The sequence below is a fragment of the Lysobacter sp. Soil_N_51 genome (genome assembly GCF_057655755.1).
In genome coordinates this window covers 133,041-148,937 of sequence record NZ_JBDGLR010000013.1, presented here as the reverse complement: position 1 = coordinate 148,937, position 15,897 = coordinate 133,041, and the positions used below count along the sequence as shown (strand labels likewise).

At 66.4% G+C, this 15,897-nt stretch carries 18 protein-coding genes; 9 read left to right on the top strand and 9 right to left on the bottom strand.

All coding sequences use genetic code 11. The features are described from left to right. Positions 1–435 precede the first annotated feature (435 nt). The 8 genes from typA (at position 436) to pqqE (ending at position 7,159) form a co-directional block, all read left to right on the top strand. Complete coding sequence (gene typA / locus AC3A4T_RS23060) at positions 436–2,265, top strand: translational GTPase TypA (protein ID WP_487677510.1); 1,830 nt, start codon at positions 436–438, stop codon at positions 2,263–2,265. 78 nt (positions 2,266–2,343) lie between these two features. Next, positions 2,344–2,895 (top strand): hypothetical protein, encoded by a 552-nt coding sequence (locus AC3A4T_RS23055; RefSeq protein ID WP_487677509.1) that lies wholly within the window; start codon positions 2,344–2,346, stop codon positions 2,893–2,895. Next, positions 2,892–3,365: a DUF2127 domain-containing protein gene (locus AC3A4T_RS23050; protein ID WP_487677508.1), complete on the top strand. Its 474-nt coding sequence runs from the start codon at positions 2,892–2,894 to the stop codon at positions 3,363–3,365. Before AC3A4T_RS23055 ends, AC3A4T_RS23050 begins: the two co-directional genes overlap by 4 nt. A gap of 469 nt (positions 3,366–3,834) precedes the next feature. Then, entirely contained in the window at positions 3,835–3,918 is an 84-nt protein-coding gene (pqqA, locus tag AC3A4T_RS23045; protein WP_036111709.1) for a pyrroloquinoline quinone precursor peptide PqqA, read from the top strand. 64 nt (positions 3,919–3,982) lie between these two features. Further along, positions 3,983–4,912, top strand: a complete 930-nt coding sequence (pqqB, locus tag AC3A4T_RS23040; protein ID WP_487677507.1) for a pyrroloquinoline quinone biosynthesis protein PqqB — start codon at positions 3,983–3,985, stop codon at positions 4,910–4,912. A gap of 35 nt (positions 4,913–4,947) precedes the next feature. Further along, on the top strand, positions 4,948–5,694 hold the full coding sequence (gene pqqC, locus AC3A4T_RS23035; RefSeq protein WP_233423979.1) for a pyrroloquinoline-quinone synthase PqqC: 747 nt from the start codon (positions 4,948–4,950) through the stop codon (positions 5,692–5,694). Beyond that, positions 5,691–5,987 carry a pyrroloquinoline quinone biosynthesis peptide chaperone PqqD gene (pqqD, locus tag AC3A4T_RS23030; protein ID WP_487677506.1) on the top strand — a complete coding sequence of 99 codons (297 nt, stop codon included), beginning with the start codon at positions 5,691–5,693 and terminating at the stop codon, positions 5,985–5,987. Before pqqC ends, pqqD begins: the two co-directional genes overlap by 4 nt. Beyond that, complete coding sequence (gene pqqE, locus AC3A4T_RS23025; RefSeq protein WP_487677505.1) at positions 5,984–7,159, top strand: pyrroloquinoline quinone biosynthesis protein PqqE; 1,176 nt, start codon at positions 5,984–5,986, stop codon at positions 7,157–7,159. The genes pqqD and pqqE overlap by 4 nt, the downstream gene beginning before the upstream one ends. Before the next feature lie 29 nt (positions 7,160–7,188). Here pqqE and AC3A4T_RS23020 read toward each other — a convergent pair whose 3' ends face one another. Further along, the gene (locus tag AC3A4T_RS23020) at positions 7,189–7,554 is read right to left on the bottom strand and encodes a hypothetical protein (RefSeq protein ID WP_487677504.1); all 366 of its coding nucleotides are present in this window, start codon (positions 7,552–7,554) and stop codon (positions 7,189–7,191) included. Between the two features lie 225 nt (positions 7,555–7,779). Between AC3A4T_RS23020 and AC3A4T_RS23015 the strand changes: the two genes are divergently transcribed. Further along, complete coding sequence (locus AC3A4T_RS23015; protein WP_487677503.1) at positions 7,780–9,420, top strand: amidase; 1,641 nt, start codon at positions 7,780–7,782, stop codon at positions 9,418–9,420. 356 nt (positions 9,421–9,776) lie between these two features. Here AC3A4T_RS23015 and AC3A4T_RS23010 read toward each other — a convergent pair whose 3' ends face one another. The 8 genes from AC3A4T_RS23010 to rpsM form a co-directional block, all read right to left on the bottom strand. Next, positions 9,777–10,136 carry a hypothetical protein gene (locus AC3A4T_RS23010; RefSeq protein ID WP_487677502.1) on the bottom strand — a complete coding sequence of 120 codons (360 nt, stop codon included), beginning with the start codon at positions 10,134–10,136 and terminating at the stop codon, positions 9,777–9,779. A 32-nt stretch (positions 10,137–10,168) separates the two neighbouring features. After that, on the bottom strand, positions 10,169–11,563 hold the full coding sequence (locus tag AC3A4T_RS23005) for a class II 3-deoxy-7-phosphoheptulonate synthase (protein ID WP_056110770.1): 1,395 nt from the start codon (positions 11,561–11,563) through the stop codon (positions 10,169–10,171). A 92-nt stretch (positions 11,564–11,655) separates the two neighbouring features. After that, positions 11,656–12,156, bottom strand: a complete 501-nt coding sequence (locus AC3A4T_RS23000) for a disulfide bond formation protein B (protein ID WP_487677501.1) — start codon at positions 12,154–12,156, stop codon at positions 11,656–11,658. A 337-nt stretch (positions 12,157–12,493) separates the two neighbouring features. Continuing rightward, positions 12,494–12,868, bottom strand: coding sequence for a 50S ribosomal protein L17 (rplQ, locus tag AC3A4T_RS22995; protein ID WP_031373811.1), 375 nt, complete (start codon positions 12,866–12,868; stop codon positions 12,494–12,496). A gap of 290 nt (positions 12,869–13,158) precedes the next feature. Next, entirely contained in the window at positions 13,159–14,157 is a 999-nt protein-coding gene (locus AC3A4T_RS22990) for a DNA-directed RNA polymerase subunit alpha (protein ID WP_036111743.1), read from the bottom strand. Positions 14,158–14,315: 158 nt separating this feature from the next. Beyond that, on the bottom strand, positions 14,316–14,945 hold the full coding sequence (gene rpsD, locus AC3A4T_RS22985) for a 30S ribosomal protein S4 (RefSeq protein ID WP_036111747.1): 630 nt from the start codon (positions 14,943–14,945) through the stop codon (positions 14,316–14,318). Positions 14,946–14,959: 14 nt separating this feature from the next. Beyond that, positions 14,960–15,352 (bottom strand): 30S ribosomal protein S11, encoded by a 393-nt coding sequence (gene rpsK / locus AC3A4T_RS22980; RefSeq protein WP_036111750.1) that lies wholly within the window; start codon positions 15,350–15,352, stop codon positions 14,960–14,962. A gap of 13 nt (positions 15,353–15,365) precedes the next feature. After that, complete coding sequence (rpsM, locus tag AC3A4T_RS22975) at positions 15,366–15,722, bottom strand: 30S ribosomal protein S13 (RefSeq protein ID WP_036111754.1); 357 nt, start codon at positions 15,720–15,722, stop codon at positions 15,366–15,368. Positions 15,723–15,897 lie beyond the last annotated feature (175 nt).

Below are 15,897 nucleotides of genomic sequence, written 5' to 3'. Positions count from 1 at the left end.
GTACCGAAGCGAGAAAGCGGCCGTCCGGCCGCCGCGCGCACTGTGGCGGCACACCCGGCCGGGCACGCCCCGACTGAAGCCGCTCCAGCCTGGCGCGGGCCGCGGCGGCCGGAACCCCGGTGAAGCGCAGCCGGTCCGGAGCCCGAACCCGCCACCACCTCCCCCCCCCTATCCGGCGCCGAGTCTGGGCGGCTCCGAGGCGCCTGGCCGAACACGTAACGGCACCCTCGAGCGGCCATACGCCCCCGGATAGGCCGGGTTTCCGTCGCGCGACACCCGCATCGCGCCCATCGAAGAAACCGATTTCCCGGCACTTATCGCCGATAAATCCAGGGAAATATGAACAGGGCCCACCCCGGCAGGCACTTGCCACCTTTGCCCGGTATAATGGCCGGCTATCTTCCTCAGCTATAGCGCCTTCCGGCGTCCAATCGCATGTCCATCGAACGCCTGCGCAATATCGCCATCGTCGCCCACGTCGACCATGGCAAGACCACTCTCGTCGACTGCCTGTTGAAGCAGTCCGGCACCCTGTCCGAACGCACGGTGCTCGCCGAGCGCGCGATGGACAGCAACGACCAGGAAAAGGAACGTGGCATCACGATCCTGGCCAAGAACACCGCCATCACCTGGCAGGGCAACCGCATCAACATCGTCGACACCCCGGGCCACGCCGACTTCGGCGGTGAGGTCGAGCGCGTGCTGTCGATGGTCGACTCGGTGCTGATCCTGGTCGACGCGATGGATGGCCCGATGCCGCAGACCCGCTTCGTCACCCAGAAGGCCTTCGCGATGGGCTTCAAGCCGATCGTGGTGGTCAACAAGATCGACCGCCCGGGCGCGCGTCCGGACTGGGTCATCGACCAGGTGTTCGACCTGTTCGACAAGCTCGGCGCCACCAACGAGCAGCTCGATTTCCCGATCGTCTACGCCTCGGCGCTGCACGGCTACGCCAGCCTGGACGACGCCGCGCGCTCGGGCGACATGACCCCGCTGTACGAAGCGATCATGAAGCACGTCCCGCCGCCGGAAGTCGATCTCGACGGCCCGTTCCAGATGCGCATCAGCCAGCTGGACTACAGCAACTTCGTCGGCCTGATCGGCATCGGCCGCATCCAGCGCGGCAAGGTCCGCCGCAACATGCCGGTCAGCGTGGTCGACCGTCACGGCAAGAAGCGCCAGGGCAAGGTGCTGCAGGTGCTCGGCTTCATGGGCCTGGAGCGCCTGGAGACCGAGGAAGCCGAGGCCGGCGACATCGTCGCCATCTCCGGCGTCGCCGATCTGTCGATCTCCGACACCGTGTGCGCGCTGGACACCCCGGAAGCCCTGCCCGCGCTGACCGTCGACGAGCCGACCATCAGCATGACCTTCCAGGTCAACAACTCGCCGTTCGCCGGCAACAAGGACCTCAGCGGCGGCAAGTTCCTCACCAGCCGCCAGCTGCGCGAGCGCCTGCAGCGCGAAACCCTGCACAACGTGGCGCTGAAGGTCGAGGAAGGCTCCGATCCGGACAAGTTCCTGGTCTCGGGCCGCGGCGAACTGCACCTGTCGGTGCTGATCGAGAACATGCGCCGCGAAGGCTTCGAACTGGCCGTGTCGCGTCCGGAAGTCATCATCAAGGAAATCGACGGCAAGCTGATGGAGCCGGTCGAGCAGTTGGTGGTCGATATCGAAGAGCAGCACCAGGGCGGCGTCATGGAGAAGCTCGGCACGCGCAAGGCCCAGCTGAAGGACATGGTGTCCGACGGCAAGGGTCGCGTACGCCTGGACTACATGATTCCCGCTCGCGGCCTGATCGGCTTCCAGAACGAATTCCGCACCCTGACCCAGGGCTCGGGCCTGCTGTTCCATGTGTTCGACCACTACGGTCCGAAGGAACAGGGCGCGATCGCCAAGCGCATCAACGGCGTGATGATCGCCAATGCGCCGGGCACCACTCCGGCCTATTCGCTTGGGCCGCTGCAGGATCGCGGCAGGCTGTTCGCCGCCGAAGGCGACAACGTGTATGAGGGCCAGTTGGTCGGCATCCACTCGAAGGACAACGACCTCACCGTCAACGCGATCAAGACCAAGCCGCTGACCAACATGCGCGCCTCGGGCAAGGACGATGCGATCCAGCTGAGCCCGGCGATCAAGTACACGCTGGAACAGGCGCTGGACTTCATCGAAGACGACGAGCTGGTCGAAGTCACGCCGAAGGAAATCCGGCTGCGCAAGAAGTTCCTGACCGAAAGCGATCGCAAGCGCGCCTCGCGCGCGGCCTGATCGGCTGACAGGTAAGCAATAATTGCAGTAGAGCCGCGCGTTTGGGGAACCAGCGCGCGTTGCAGGGATCGAAGTGAAATGGACTTACACGATCTGATCTGGTGGTTCGCCGGCCTCGCGCCCGGACTGCTGCTGGGCTGGTGGCTGGGCGCGCGCAAGCGCCCGGCCACGACCCAGGTCGAGGCGACGGCCACGCCGCCCCCTCCGCAACCGCAACTGCTGCCTCAGCCGCGGCCCAACCCCACCGAATCCGCCGCACACGCCGCGCCCGCGGCCGTTCCCGCTGCGCCGGCGACGCCCGCGCCCGAAGCCGCGCCGGCGGCGCCCAACTCCGAACCGACCGCTCCGGGCGCTCCTGCATGGCCGCCGGAGGTGCAGGCGCTGCTCGACAAGGGCGAGACGATCGAAGCGATCAAGAAAATCCGCGCCACCCTCGGCGGCCCGGTCGCTCGCAAGGTCGCGCGCGAACACCTGAGCGAAGGCGAGTTCCGCCTGCCCGCCGACATCCGCAAGCTCGCCGACGCGAACAAGAAACTCGAAGCGATCCGCCTGCTGTGCGATCAGACTCATATGGACATGCCGCTGGCTCAACGACTGGTTGAGCACTACGTCGCCCATCCAACCCGATGACCGAAGCCGAAACGCACTACGACGCCAACCCCAAGGCCCACCCGGGCCTGCATGTGATCGCCGCGGTCGAAGCGGTCAAGGGCGCGCTCGCGCTCAGCGCGGCGAGCGGCCTGGAGTTGCTCGGGCCGGCGCCGCTGCAACGCTGGATCGGCGAACTGATCAAGCGCTTCCACCTGGACCCCGAGCACGGCTCGCTGGCCTGGCTCGCCCACACCATCAGCCCGCATTCGGTGCATCTGGCCGCGGCGGTCGTGCTCGCCTACGGATTGCTGCACCTGATCGAAGCCTGGGGCCTGTGGAAGGCCAAGGCCTGGGCCTCGTGGCTGGGCTGTCTCGGCGCCGCGCTGTACCTGCCGTTCGACGTCTACGCGATGTTCCGCCATCCCGGCTGGCTGGCCACGGCGGTGCTGATCGTCAACCTGATCGTGGTGTGGGTGCTGGCGCGCGACATCCTCAAGCGCCGGCATTAATCGCTGCTTCGAGTGTCTTAGCCCCGACGCTGGTCGACCGAATCGCGGAAACCGTCGCATCGCTGTGGCATCGATCCGCGCGTCGAATCTCGCGAAGTCTTTTGTGGGAGGGGCTACCTGCCCCGACGCCTTTCGATCAGGTCGCCTGAACTTTCGAAGTGATCTGATCAAAAGGCGTCGGGGCAGGTAGCCCCTCCCGCAAAAAACTCGAACCTTCCCCCGATCGGGCCTAATTGTTAGCGTCTGATTAAACCGCACCGTGCCTCGGTTCCACCCCGATCGGGCTGCAGTCACAGGCATCGCGCGCCGCGCCGGTGTATGGTTTCCAGGTCGCGGCGATCGGCCGCGATGCACGCCGCGTGCCGCATCGCGCAGCCTGCGCATCCGAACCATCCGATGCGGACGCGCGCATGCCGCTGCGCGCGCTGTCGATGCTGGCACGGCTCACTCCCCACCACGAGGAACGCTCATGAAGACCTGGTCCAAGCCTCAGATCCGCGAAATCTCGGTCGGCTGCGAAATCAATTCGTACTCCTCCGGCGATCTGTTCTGAGCATGCCCGCCTCTGCCGTCGCAACGCGCCCGGGGCCGCGCAGCCATTCGATGGATCATCGGTGATGCGCATCCTCGTACTCGGTGCGGCGGCCGGAGGCGGCTACCCGCAGTGGAATTGCAACACCCCCGGCAGCCAGCGCGCGTGGCGCCAGGAACCCGGCCACCAGCGCCGCACCCAGGCCAGCATCGCGGTCAGCGCCGACGACCAGCGCTGGCTGCTGATCAACGCCTCGCCCGACTTCCGCCAGCAGATCCTCGCCCAGCCCGCGCTGTGGCCGAAACGCGACCTGCGCCACTCGCCGATCGAAGCGGTGCTGCTGACCAGCGGCGAGATCGACCACATCGCCGGCTTGCTGTCGATGCGCGAACGCCAGCGCTTCGACCTGTGGGCGAGCGCACGCGTGCTCGACGTGCTCGGCCAGAATCCGATCTTCGACTCGCTGCATCCCGATTACGTCGCGCGCAAAGCGCTGACCCTGGATAAGCCGATCGATGTCGCCGGCCATGACGCGCCGCTGGGCCTGCGCGTCACCGCGTTCAGCGTGCCCGGCAAGGTGCCGTTGTTCATGGAGTCGCGCGCGAACGGCAACCTGCAAGGCGGCGACGAAGAGACGGTCGGCCTGGAAATCAGCGACGGCCGCGAACGATTCCTCTACATCCCCGGCTGCGCGGCGATGACCGACGACCTGCGCCGACGTTTGTACGGCGCCTCGCTGGTGTTGTTCGACGGCACCCTGTGGCGCGACGACGAAATGGTCCGCGCCGGCGTCGGCAGCAAGACCGGCGCGCGCATGGGGCATATGAACATCGCCGGCGACGGCGGCCAGGACGGCGGCACGCTCGCCGCATTCGCCCCGCTCGAAGTGCGGCGCAAACTGTTCATCCATCTCAACACCACCAACCCGCTGCTCGACGATCATTCGCCCGAACGCGCGCAGGCGCGCGCGCACGGCTGGGAAGTCGCCGAGGACGGCATGGAGCTGCAGCTGTGAACGCAAGCGCGACCCAGGCGATCGACACCGACTTCATCGGCGACGATGCGCTGTTGACTCCGGCGCAACTGGAAGCGCGGCTGCGCGCGATCGGCGCCGAGCGTTATCACGACAAACACCCGTTCCATCACCTGCTGCACAGCGGCCAGTTGAACCGCGGCCAGGTCCAGGCCTGGGCGCTCAACCGTTTCGAATACCAGCGCTGCATCCCACTCAAGGACGCCGCCCTGCTCGCGCGCATCGAGGATCCGCAACTGCGTCGGGTCTGGCGCCAGCGCATCGTCGATCACGACGGCGAGCGCGACGGCGACGGCGGCATCGCGCGTTGGCTGCATCTGACCGATGCGCTCGGCCTGGACCGGGCGATGGTCGAATCCGGTCGCGCCCTGCTGCCGGCCACGCGGTTCGCGGTGCAGGCCTATATCCATTTCGTGCGCGAACGCAGTTTGCTCGAAGCGATCGCCTCGTCGCTGACCGAACTGTTCGCGCCGACCATCATCGGCCAGCGGGTCAGCGGCATGCTGGCCAATTACGATTTCGTCTCGCGCCAGTCGCTGGCCTACTTCGATTCGCGCCTGCACCAGGCGCCGCAGGACGCCGACTTCGCCCTCGACTACGTCAAGCGCCATGCCCTCACCCGCGAGCAGCAGGACGCCGTGTGCGCGGCGCTGCGGTTCAAATGCGAGGTGCTGTGGTCGATGCTCGATGCGCTGCATCTGGCGTATGTAGAACCGCGCTTGATTCCGCCGGGTGCGTTTCGCCCGGATGAGGCCGCCGCATGAGCGCCACGATCGAAGCGAGCGCGGTGCCGCGCTTCCCCGCCGGGGTTCGCCTGCAGCACGATCGCGCACGCGATCAATGGGTGCTGCTCGCGCCGGAACGGGTGGTCGAACTCGATGAGATCGCCCACGCCGTGCTCGCCCGCGTCGACGCCGCCAGCGACGTCGAGACCATCGTGCAGGCGCTGGCTGCCGAATACGGCGCCGAGCCTGAGCAAGTGCACGGCGACGTGATCGAACTGTTCGCGACCTTGCTGGAAAAACGCATGCTCACGCTGGGCGCGCCGATGCCATGAGCGCCGAGGCCGCCAGCGTCGCCGGCATCGCCCCGGAGCTTGCGCCACGCAAGGCGCCGACAGCCGCGCCCGCGCCACCGCTGGCGGTGCTGCTGGAACTGACTCACCGTTGCCCGCTGTCGTGCCCGTACTGCTCCAACCCGCTGCAACTGGTCGGCATGCGCGAAGAACTGGCCACCGCCGACTGGCTGCGCGTGCTCGATCAGGCCGCCGAGCTCGGCGTGCTGCAAGTGCATTACTCCGGCGGCGAACCGACCTTGCGCAAGGACCTGCCCGAGTTGCTGCGGCATGCGCGCGCGCTCGGGCTGTACTGCAACCTGATCACCTCCGGCGTCGGCGTCACCCGCGAGCGTTTGCAGGAATTGCAGCAGGCCGGCCTGGATCATCTGCAACTGAGCATCCAGGACAGCCAGGCCGCGGGCGCCGACCGCATCGCCGGTTACGCCGGCAGCCACGAACGCAAGCTCGCGCTGGCGCGTTGGTGCGGCGAACTCGATCTGCCGCTGACCCTCAACGCCGTCGTACATCGGCACAACGCCGAACGCGTCGCGCAGATGATCGAGCTCGCACTCGATCTGGGCGCGGGCCGGCTCGAAGTCGCGCACACCCAGTACTACGGCTGGGGCCTGAGCAATCGCGCCGCGCTGATGCCCACGCGCGCGCAACTCGATGCGGTCACCGCGGTGGTCGAGGACGCGCGCCAGCGTCTGCGCGGCCGCCTGACCATCGACTACGTCACTCCCGACTATTACGCGCGCCGGCCCAAGGCCTGCATGGGCGGCTGGGCGCAGCGCTTCGTCAACATCACTCCGGACGGCAAGGTGCTGCCGTGTCACGCCGCCGAAACCCTGACCGAGTTGCGCTTCGACTCGGTGCGCGAACGCAGCCTCGGCGACATCTGGCGCGACTCCGACGCGTTCGTGCGCTACCGCGGCACCGACTGGATGCCCGAACCCTGCCGCGGCTGCGAACGCCGCGAAATCGACTGGGGCGGTTGCCGCTGCCAGGCGCTGGCGCTCAGCGGCCGCGCCGACACCCTCGATCCGGTGTGCGAGAAATCACCCGATCATGCGCGGGTTCGCGCCCTGGCCGAAGCCGAGTCGGCCGCGCCGGCGCCGGAGTTCGTCTACCGCCGTCTGCGCGCGACGGACGCCAAGGCCGCGACCGACTGACGCCGCGTCGGCGACCTGCTTCGGTACCGTCAGACGAGTAGCGCACGCAGCCGCTCGAAATAATCGCCGCTCCATGTCGAATACAGCGCGTCGTCGAGATTGACGATCCGATAGCCGTCGTCGACGTCGAAATGGGAAAACACGCATCGGCACACGCCCAGCGCGATCCAGACGATGGTCGCGCGATGCGCGTCGCGCGCGGCCGCGTCGCTCGATACCAGTTGCATGTCGGCGACCAGCGATTCGAACAAGCCCGCATCGAACAAGCCGCACTCGAACAGTCCATAGCAGAACGTGCCTTCGATGGAGTCGTCGCGATTGCTCAGCAGACGGACGATGGCTGCATCGATCCGCGGATCGCGCGGCGCGGCTTGAATCGGGATCGTCAAATTCATCGCTGCATCCTTTCGAATAAAAAATCCACGTAGCCGCGACCACCCAAACCGGGCCACGACGACGCCATCAGACATCGTAACGGTGCCATCCACACCGCACGATGCAAGCACGCAGGCACCCCGCCGCTACGTTCGGGATCCTGGGCCGTTCGAACAGGCTTGCCGCGTCGCCGACTGCGGGCATACTCGGGCGAATCGCTCGCGCGCCACGATCAGGAACCGGCCATGCCCGCCTTTCATTGCACCGCCCGCCTCGGTCTCGCGGCGCTGACCCTCGCGCTGGCCGGATGCGCCGGCACCCAGGCCGTGCGCGCGCCGCGGCCGGTGGTGGCCTCCGACGAAGCCGCCAAGGGCTTCCTGCCGACCGACCCGCTGCGCCTGGCCGAAGCCGACACCGCCGCGCTGAGCGCGCGCATGGCCAGCGGCGAGCTCAGCAGCGTCCGCCTGACCCAGGGCTACCTCGATCGCATCGCCGCGCTCGACGACGCCGGCCCGCAGCTCAACGCGGTGATCGAACTCAACCCCGACGCGATCGCCGAAGCGCGCAAGCTCGACGAAGAACGCAAGGCCGGCCAGCTGCGCGGCCCGCTGCACGGCATCCCGGTGCTGATCAAGGACAACATCGACGCCACGCCGATGGTCAATTCGGCCGGCTCGCTGGCGCTGGCCGAACACCATCCCAAGACCGACGCGCCGATCGTCGCCGCGCTGCGCCGCGCCGGCGCGGTGATCCTGGGCAAGACCAACCTCAGCGAATGGGCGAATTTCCGCTCGACCCATTCGATCTCCGGCTGGAGCGGCCGCGGCGGCCTGACCCGCAATCCCTACGTGCTCGACCGCACCGCCTGCGGCTCCAGCAGCGGCACCGGCGCGGCGATCGCCGCCAGCCTGGCCGCGGTCGGCGTCGGCACCGAAACCGACGGCAGCATCCTGTGCCCGGCAGCCATGAACGGACTGGTCGGGTTCAAGCCCACGGTCGGGCTGGTCAGTCGCCAGGGCATCATTCCGATCTCGCACAGCCAGGACACCGCCGGGCCGATGGCGCGCAGCGTCGCCGACGCCGCGCAATTGCTCAGCGTGCTCGCGTCGGCCGAAGCCGGCGGCGACAGCGCCGCGCTGGCCGGCGCCGACAAGCGTCTGGCCGATTACGTCGGTGGCTTGAACGGCGACGCGCTGCAAGGCGCACGCCTGGGCCTGCTGCGCGAATCGGGTGTCGGTCAGTTGCCGGCGATCGACGCCGCGCTCGAACGCGCGCTCAAGACCCTGCGCGACGCCGGCGCCACCATCGTCGAGGTCAAGATCGCCACCGCGGGCCAATGGGACCGCGCCGAGGGCGAGGTGCTGCGTTACGAGTTCAAGGACGGCCTGGAGCGTTATCTGCGCGAGAGCGGCGCGCCGGTGAAGACGCTGAGCGAACTGATCGCGTTCAACCAGGCCCACGCCGCGCGCGAGCAGCCTTACTTCGGCCAGGAATTGTTCGAGCAGGCCAACAAGAAGGGCGGCCTCAAGGACCCGGCCTATCGCAAGTTCGCCGCCCAGGCGCGGCAGCTCGCCGGCCCGCAGGGCATCGACGCGACGCTCAAGCGGCACAAGCTCGATGCGCTGATCGCGCCGGCCACCACCCCGGCTTTCATGGTCGATCCGGTCAACGGCGATCCCTTCGGCGGCGCCAGTTGGGGCGCGGCCGCGGTCGCCGGCTACCCGAGCCTGACCGTGCCGATGGGCGACGCCTCCGGCCTGCCGATCGGCCTGGTGTTCATGGGCAAGCGCTGGAGCGACGCGCAACTGCTGTCGCTGGGCTACGCCTTCGAACAACTGACCCTGGCACGCACGCCGCCGGGGTATCGGGTGACGCTGAGCCCCTGAGTTCGCTGGCGTCGATCGCGCGACGTCCACCCGCCGGGATCGAAACCACCGGCGATGGTCCATGGCGCGAAGGCAACCCTTCGCGCGAAACGGCAGGTGACGTCTCCACACAACGATCGCCCGCCATCGTTGCCGCGTCAGCCCCCTGTAGGAGCGGCGCAAGCCGCGACCGCGACATCGCACACACGACGCAAGCGCGTTCCACCGCCGCGTCCCAAAAACCAAAAACCCGCCTCATCGGCGGGTTTCTGCTATCCGCATTGAAGCTCGCATCACACCGACCGACCAGGCCGTTTCCACACCTGCAGCAAACCGATCAGATGCACCACGCCGATGCCCAGGCAAATCCCCGAACTTCACAGCCAGAAACTCACGCTGCGCCCCGGAAACACACTCATCATCGGCACCGCCGCCAGCCCGCGCAGCAGATACACCGCGGTGATCAGACACAACACCGTGCGCAGCAATGGCAATCGCCGCAACACACCCGCCGCGGAAAACGCGTACAGCGACCAGACCGTCAGCACCGAGGCGATCACCAGCGTGGCGACCACCGGATACCAGTGACCCGCGATCGAAGCCTGCGCCATCCACTCGCCGGCACCTAAGGCGCGATACCACGGCGCGCCAAACACGATGCACCCCAGATGCAAAAAGGCGGCGAGCGCGCTAAGCGCACCCGCCGCCATCAAGGCCCGATTACGTTCGCCGCTCATGGTCCTTGCGAACCGATGACCGACCACCCGCCTCAGGCCGGCGCCGCGATCTGGGCCTGCTTGCGCACGATCAGCATCGCCACTTCCAGCGCCTGTTCGTAGTTCAGACGCGGATCGACCGTGGAACGGTAAGCGCGCTCGAGATCGCTCTCGGTCAGCTCTCGCGCGCCGCCCAGGCATTCGGTCACGTCTTCGCCGGTCAGCTCCAGATGGACGCCGCCCAGGCGCGTGCCGGCCGCGGCATGCAACTCGAACGAAGTCTCGATCTCGGCGCGGATGTTGCGGAAGCGACGAGTCTTGTAACCATTGCTCGTGCTTTCGGTATTGCCGTGCATCGGATCGCACACCCACAGCACGCGACGACCGTCGCGACGCATCGCATCGAGCAGCGGCGGCAGCTTCTCGGCGACCGCGGTCGCGCCCATGCGATGGATGAAGGTCAACCGGCCCGGCTCGTCCTCGGGATTGAGCAGGTCGATCGTGCGCAGCAGCTGATCCGGCGTGACCGACGGACCGACCTTGAGCGCGATCGGGTTGCGGATGCCGCGAAAGTACTCGGCATGGGCGCCATCGACCGCGGCGGTGCGCATGCCGATCCACGGGTAGTGGGTGCTGAGATTGAAGTGGCCCCAGTGACGCGGCACCTGTCGGGTCATCGACTCTTCGTACGGCAGCAGCAACGCTTCGTGCGAAGTGTAGAAATCCACGCGGTTGAGGTTGTGCACTTCCGAACCCGACAAGGTCTCCATGAAGCGCACCGCGTCGCCGATCGCGTTGACCATGCGCCGATATTCGTCGGCCAGCGGCGAATGACCGACCCAGCTCAGGTTCCAGTACTCGGGATGGTGCAGGTCGGCGAAACCGCCGTCGATCAGCGCGCGCACGAAGTTCATCGTCATCGCCGAACGCGCGTGGCCCTTGATCATGCGACGCGGGTCGGGCCGGCGCGCGGCCTCGTTGAAGGCCGGCGCGTTGACCATGTCGCCGCGGTAGCTCGGCAGGGTCACGCCATCGATGGTCTCGCTGTCGGCCGAACGCGGCTTGGCGTACTGGCCGGCGAAACGCCCGACCCGCACCACCGGCTTGCGCATGCCGTGGACCAGCACCAGGCTCATCTGCAGCAGCACCTTCAGACGGTTGGAGATCACGTCCGAGGAACACTGGTCGAAGCTCTCGGCGCAGTCGCCGCCTTGCAGCAAAAATCGCTTGCCTTCCTGTGCCTCGGCCAGTTGCTGCTTGAGCGAAAGAATCTCCCACGAGGTCACCAACGGCGGCAGCTGACGCAATTCCTGCAACGCGGATTCAAGATCGGCCGCGTCCGGATAGCTGGGCAACTGCAGTGCGGTGCGCTCGCGCCAGGAGGTCGGGCTCCAGTCGGCGGGCAGGTTGACGGCACGGAGGTTGCTGTTGCGATCGGAAGCGCTCATTTCCTTGATTCCAGTTGGTGTCGCGGTGTGTGGTGGGTGGTTGGGATGGATGGGTGGGTGGAGATAGCGAAGGGACGGCAGGCTTATCTGATTCAACGGCCGCGGAACGCGGCATAGGCCGCCCACAGCGCCAGCACGACGAAGCAGATCAGGCTCCAGGCCGGCATGGACAGGCCCAGGAAGGTCCAGTCCACGTTGGCGCATTCGCCCGAGCCGGTCATGACCTTCTTGATCACGCCGGTGATCGGCATCGCGTCGAGCATGTAGTTCAGACCCGGGCCGCAGGCCGGGACCTGGTCCGGCGGCAGGTGTTGCAGGCGCACGTGATTACCGGCGACCGCGATGCCGCCCAGCGAGGCTAGCAGGGCCAGCACGCCGTAACCGCGACGCCCGCCGGGCTTCTTGGGGCCGTGCAGCGCGCCGAGCAGGAACACCAGGCCGAGCGCGGCGAACGCCACGCGCTGGAAGATGCACAGCGGACACGGCTCGAGGTGCTCGTAGAGCTGCAGGTAGAAGGCATACGCGAGCAGGCCCGCGCAGGCCAGAAAACCAAGCAGAAATTGAATCCGGAAGGAGGCTTTGAAGGGGTTCATGCTCACACCATACGGGTCTGGGTCGGGTCGTGCCAATGTCGGATCGGCATGTAGTTTCGCAACGCGGCATTTCGTCGCAGCAACATCGACTGCGCCCGGGGACGAAAGTTGCCGCCCCGTTCACGACCCTGAAAACCCCTCCGATGCATGGGACGACCGAACCCTGCCACGGCGCGTCGCTTTCGACCGCAACCGTTGCGCGAGTAACCGTTGCCAGAACGCAAAAACCCCGGCCGAGGCCGGGGCTTTGCTGGCTGCCGCCACGACCGCGAACGGCCATGGACGGTAGAGGCTTGCAGATGGAACGTCGCTGCGCCGGTCGCCCGACGCGGCGGAATTACTCGGCCGCGGCTTGCGGACGATCGACCAGCTCGACGTAGGCCATCGGCGCATTGTCGCCAGCGCGGAAACCGCACTTGAGGATGCGCAGGTAACCGCCCGGACGCGACGCGTAGCGCGGGCCGAGTTCGACGAACAAGGTGCCGACGGCTTCCTTGTCACGCAGGCGCGAGAACGCCAGGCGGCGATTGGCCACGCCGTCCTTCTTTGCCAGGGTGATGAGCGGCTCGGCGACGCGACGCAGCTCCTTGGCCTTCGGCAGGGTGGTGCGGATGAGACCGTGCTTGATCAGCGAGGCGGCCATGTTGGTGAACATGGCGTCGCGGTGAGCACTGGTGCGGCTGAACTTACGGCCGGATTTCTGATGGCGCATGACTGTGATTCCTGATGAATGTTGAAACGGTTGGACTTCGCTGTCGCCATCCAGGCGTTGGAACATTGGACTGCGGGTGGTCCGAACCGATCGGTCCTTGATCGGCGTACCGCGGACTTGAATGTCCGTCGGGATAGGTGCTGCGTGAAGCGGTCTTGCAGGTGGAGCTGGGTTCGAATCAGAAATCCACGCTTCGGCTGGCCTCGGCGTGGACTCTTTTCGTTCCCGGCCCGGCGCAGCGCGCCGGGCGTTCGAGCCAGCGCGCGGCTATGCCGCGCAAACGCTGGCTCTCACCCCATCATCCCATGCGAAGCGATGCCGGCCGGCGGCCAGTTTTCCAGCTTCATGCCGAGCGACAGGCCGCGCTGAGCCAGCACTTCCTTGATCTCGGTGAGCGACTTCTTGCCGAGGTTCGGGGTCTTGAGCAGCTCGACTTCGGTCTTCTGGATCAGATCGCCGACGTAGTAGATGCTCTCGGCCTTGAGGCAGTTGGCCGAACGCACGGTGAGCTCGAGATCGTCGATCGGGCGCAGCAGGATCGGATCGATGCCGCTGGTGGCCGGCTTCGCCGCACCGCGGTCGCGGTGGGTGAAGTCGCCGAACACCGACAGCTGATCGGTGAGGATGTCGGCGGCGGTGCGCACGGCTTCCTCGGCGTCGATCGTGCCGTTGGTTTCGATGTCCAGCACCAGCTTGTCGAGGTCGGTGCGCTGCTCGACGCGCGCGGCTTCCACCGCGTAGGCGACGCGACGGACCGGCGAGAAGCTCGCGTCCAGCATCAGACGACCGATCGCGCGGGTTTCTTCGTCCGGACGACGGCGCGAAGCCGCCGGCTGGTAGCCGAAACCGCGTTCGATCTTCAGACGCATGTTGATCGCCGTATCCTTGGTCAGGTGGCAGATCACGTGGTCGGTGTTGAGGATTTCGACGTTGTGGTCGGTCTTGATGTCGCCGGCGGTGACGATGCCGGGACCCTGCTTGGCCAGCGACAGCGTCGACGCGTCGCCGGTGTGCATGCGGATGGCGACGTCCTTGAGGTTCAGCAGAACCTCCAGCACGTCCTCTTCCAGACCTTCGACCGTGGTGTATTCATGCAGCACGCCATCGATTTCGACCTCGGTGATGGCGAAACCCGGGATCGACGACAGCAGCACGCGCCGCAGCGCGTTGCCCAGCGTGTGGCCGTAACCGCGCTCCAGCGGCTCGATCACGACCTTCGCGCGATTGCCGGTGAGGCGTTCGATCTGCGGACCACGCGGGCGCAGTACCTGATTGGCGGTAACCGTCATGTTTCGGTGTCTCCAATGACCTCCACCGGGGGGCGGCGGGAGGCTTTAGCTCTTGGAGCCCTCTCTTAACGAGAGAGCGGCCGGTGCGCATGGCGCACCGACCTGGGTTGCGGGTTCTCCGCCGGATCCTGAGGGACGCCGGCGGATGCCCTGCACTATTACTTGCTGTACAACTCGACGATCAGCGCTTCGTTGATGTCGGCCGGCAGATCCGCACGATCCGGAACCGCCTTGAACACGCCGCTGAACTTCTTGCTGTCCACTTCGACCCACGACGGCGACAGGTCCATCTGCGACGACACGGTCAGGGATTCCTGCACGCGAAGCTGCTTCTGGGCGCGCTCGGACAACGCGATCGCGTCGCCGGCCTTGACCTGGTACGACGGAAGGTTGACCGACTTGCCGTTGACGGTGACGCCGCGGTGCGAGACCAGCTGACGGGCAGCCGGACGAGTCACGGCGAAGCCCATGCGGTAGACGACGTTGTCGAGACGGGTTTCCAGCAACTGCAGCAGGTTCTCGCCGGTGTTGCCCTTCTTGGTCGAGGCCTTCTTGTAGTAGTTGCGGAACTGACGTTCCAGCAGACCGTAGATACGCTTGACCTTCTGCTTCTCACGAAGCTGGGTGGCGTAGTCGGACAGCTTGCCCTTGCGGGCGGTGGGGCCGTGCTGACCGGGCTTCTGTTCCAGTTTGCACTTCGAGTCGAGCGCGCGAGCGGACGACTTCAGACCGAGATCGGCGCCTTCGCGACGGGCGAGCTTACAGGTGGGGCCAATATAACGAGCCATTTTTCTTCAGCTCCTCAGACGCGACGCTTCTTCGGCGGACGGCACCCGTTGTGCGGGATAGGCGTCACGTCGATGATGTTGATGATCTTGTAACCGACGTTGTTCAAGGAACGAACGGCGGACTCACGACCCGGACCCGGGCCCTTGATGCGCACTTCCAGCGACTTGACGCCGTAGTCGAGCGCAGCACGGCCGGCCTTTTCGGCTGCCACCTGGGCGGCGAACGGGGTCGACTTGCGGGAACCGCGGAAACCCGCGCCGCCCGAGGTCGCCCACGAGAGCGCGTTGCCCTGGCGGTCGGTGATCGTGATGATGGTGTTGTTGAAAGAAGCGTGGACGTGGGCGATACCGTCGGTGACGATGCGCTTGATCTTCTTCTTGGTCTTGACTGCTGCCGGCTTGGCCATGGTCTAGGTTCCCTTACTTCTTGATGGCCTTGCGCGGACCCTTGCGGGTACGTGCGTTGGTACGCGTGCGCTGACCACGCAGCGGCAAGCCGCGGCGGTGACGCAGGCCGCGGTAGCAGCCCAGGTCCATCAAACGCTTGATCGCAATACCGACCTCGCGACGCAAGTCGCCTTCGACCACGAACTTGCCGACTTCGGCGCGCAAGCGCTCGACTTCGGGCTCGGACAGGTCACGGATCTTCGTGGTCGAAGTCACACCCGCCGTCTGGCAGATCTGCTTCGAACGGGTACGGCCGATGCCGAAAATGCTTTGCAGGCCAACCCAGACATGCTTCTGGGCAGGCAAATTAACGCCCGCAATACGCGCCATAAGGCGATCTCCAACTGATTTGGCGGCCGAGACGGATTAATCCCGGCGGAGTGAACTGGAAATTATATCTAGGTCTCGGGTTAATAGGAAGCCCCGCGGCACCAAAGGTGCCACGGAACCACGGCATGGGGAGTGTGCCCATGCTCCGGCGACGAGTCCGAACTGGCTGAACAAT

Coding starts and splice junctions, on each gene's coding strand:
- typA (WP_487677510.1), top strand. CDS start 436: ATGTCCATCGAACGCCTGCGCAATATCGCCATCGTCGCCCACGTCGAC.
- AC3A4T_RS23055 (WP_487677509.1), top strand. CDS start 2,344: ATGGACTTACACGATCTGATCTGGTGGTTCGCCGGCCTCGCGCCCGGA.
- AC3A4T_RS23050 (WP_487677508.1), top strand. CDS start 2,892: ATGACCGAAGCCGAAACGCACTACGACGCCAACCCCAAGGCCCACCCG.
- pqqA (WP_036111709.1), top strand. CDS start 3,835: ATGAAGACCTGGTCCAAGCCTCAGATCCGCGAAATCTCGGTCGGCTGC.
- pqqB (WP_487677507.1), top strand. CDS start 3,983: ATGCGCATCCTCGTACTCGGTGCGGCGGCCGGAGGCGGCTACCCGCAG.
- pqqD (WP_487677506.1), top strand. CDS start 5,691: ATGAGCGCCACGATCGAAGCGAGCGCGGTGCCGCGCTTCCCCGCCGGG.
- pqqE (WP_487677505.1), top strand. CDS start 5,984: ATGAGCGCCGAGGCCGCCAGCGTCGCCGGCATCGCCCCGGAGCTTGCG.
- AC3A4T_RS23020 (WP_487677504.1), bottom strand. CDS start 7,554: ATGAATTTGACGATCCCGATTCAAGCCGCGCCGCGCGATCCGCGGATC.
- AC3A4T_RS23015 (WP_487677503.1), top strand. CDS start 7,780: ATGCCCGCCTTTCATTGCACCGCCCGCCTCGGTCTCGCGGCGCTGACC.
- AC3A4T_RS23010 (WP_487677502.1), bottom strand. CDS start 10,136: ATGAGCGGCGAACGTAATCGGGCCTTGATGGCGGCGGGTGCGCTTAGC.
- AC3A4T_RS23005 (WP_056110770.1), bottom strand. CDS start 11,563: ATGAGCGCTTCCGATCGCAACAGCAACCTCCGTGCCGTCAACCTGCCC.
- AC3A4T_RS23000 (WP_487677501.1), bottom strand. CDS start 12,156: ATGAACCCCTTCAAAGCCTCCTTCCGGATTCAATTTCTGCTTGGTTTT.
- rplQ (WP_031373811.1), bottom strand. CDS start 12,868: ATGCGCCATCAGAAATCCGGCCGTAAGTTCAGCCGCACCAGTGCTCAC.
- AC3A4T_RS22990 (WP_036111743.1), bottom strand. CDS start 14,157: ATGACGGTTACCGCCAATCAGGTACTGCGCCCGCGTGGTCCGCAGATC.
- rpsD (WP_036111747.1), bottom strand. CDS start 14,945: ATGGCTCGTTATATTGGCCCCACCTGTAAGCTCGCCCGTCGCGAAGGC.
- rpsK (WP_036111750.1), bottom strand. CDS start 15,352: ATGGCCAAGCCGGCAGCAGTCAAGACCAAGAAGAAGATCAAGCGCATC.
- rpsM (WP_036111754.1), bottom strand. CDS start 15,722: ATGGCGCGTATTGCGGGCGTTAATTTGCCTGCCCAGAAGCATGTCTGG.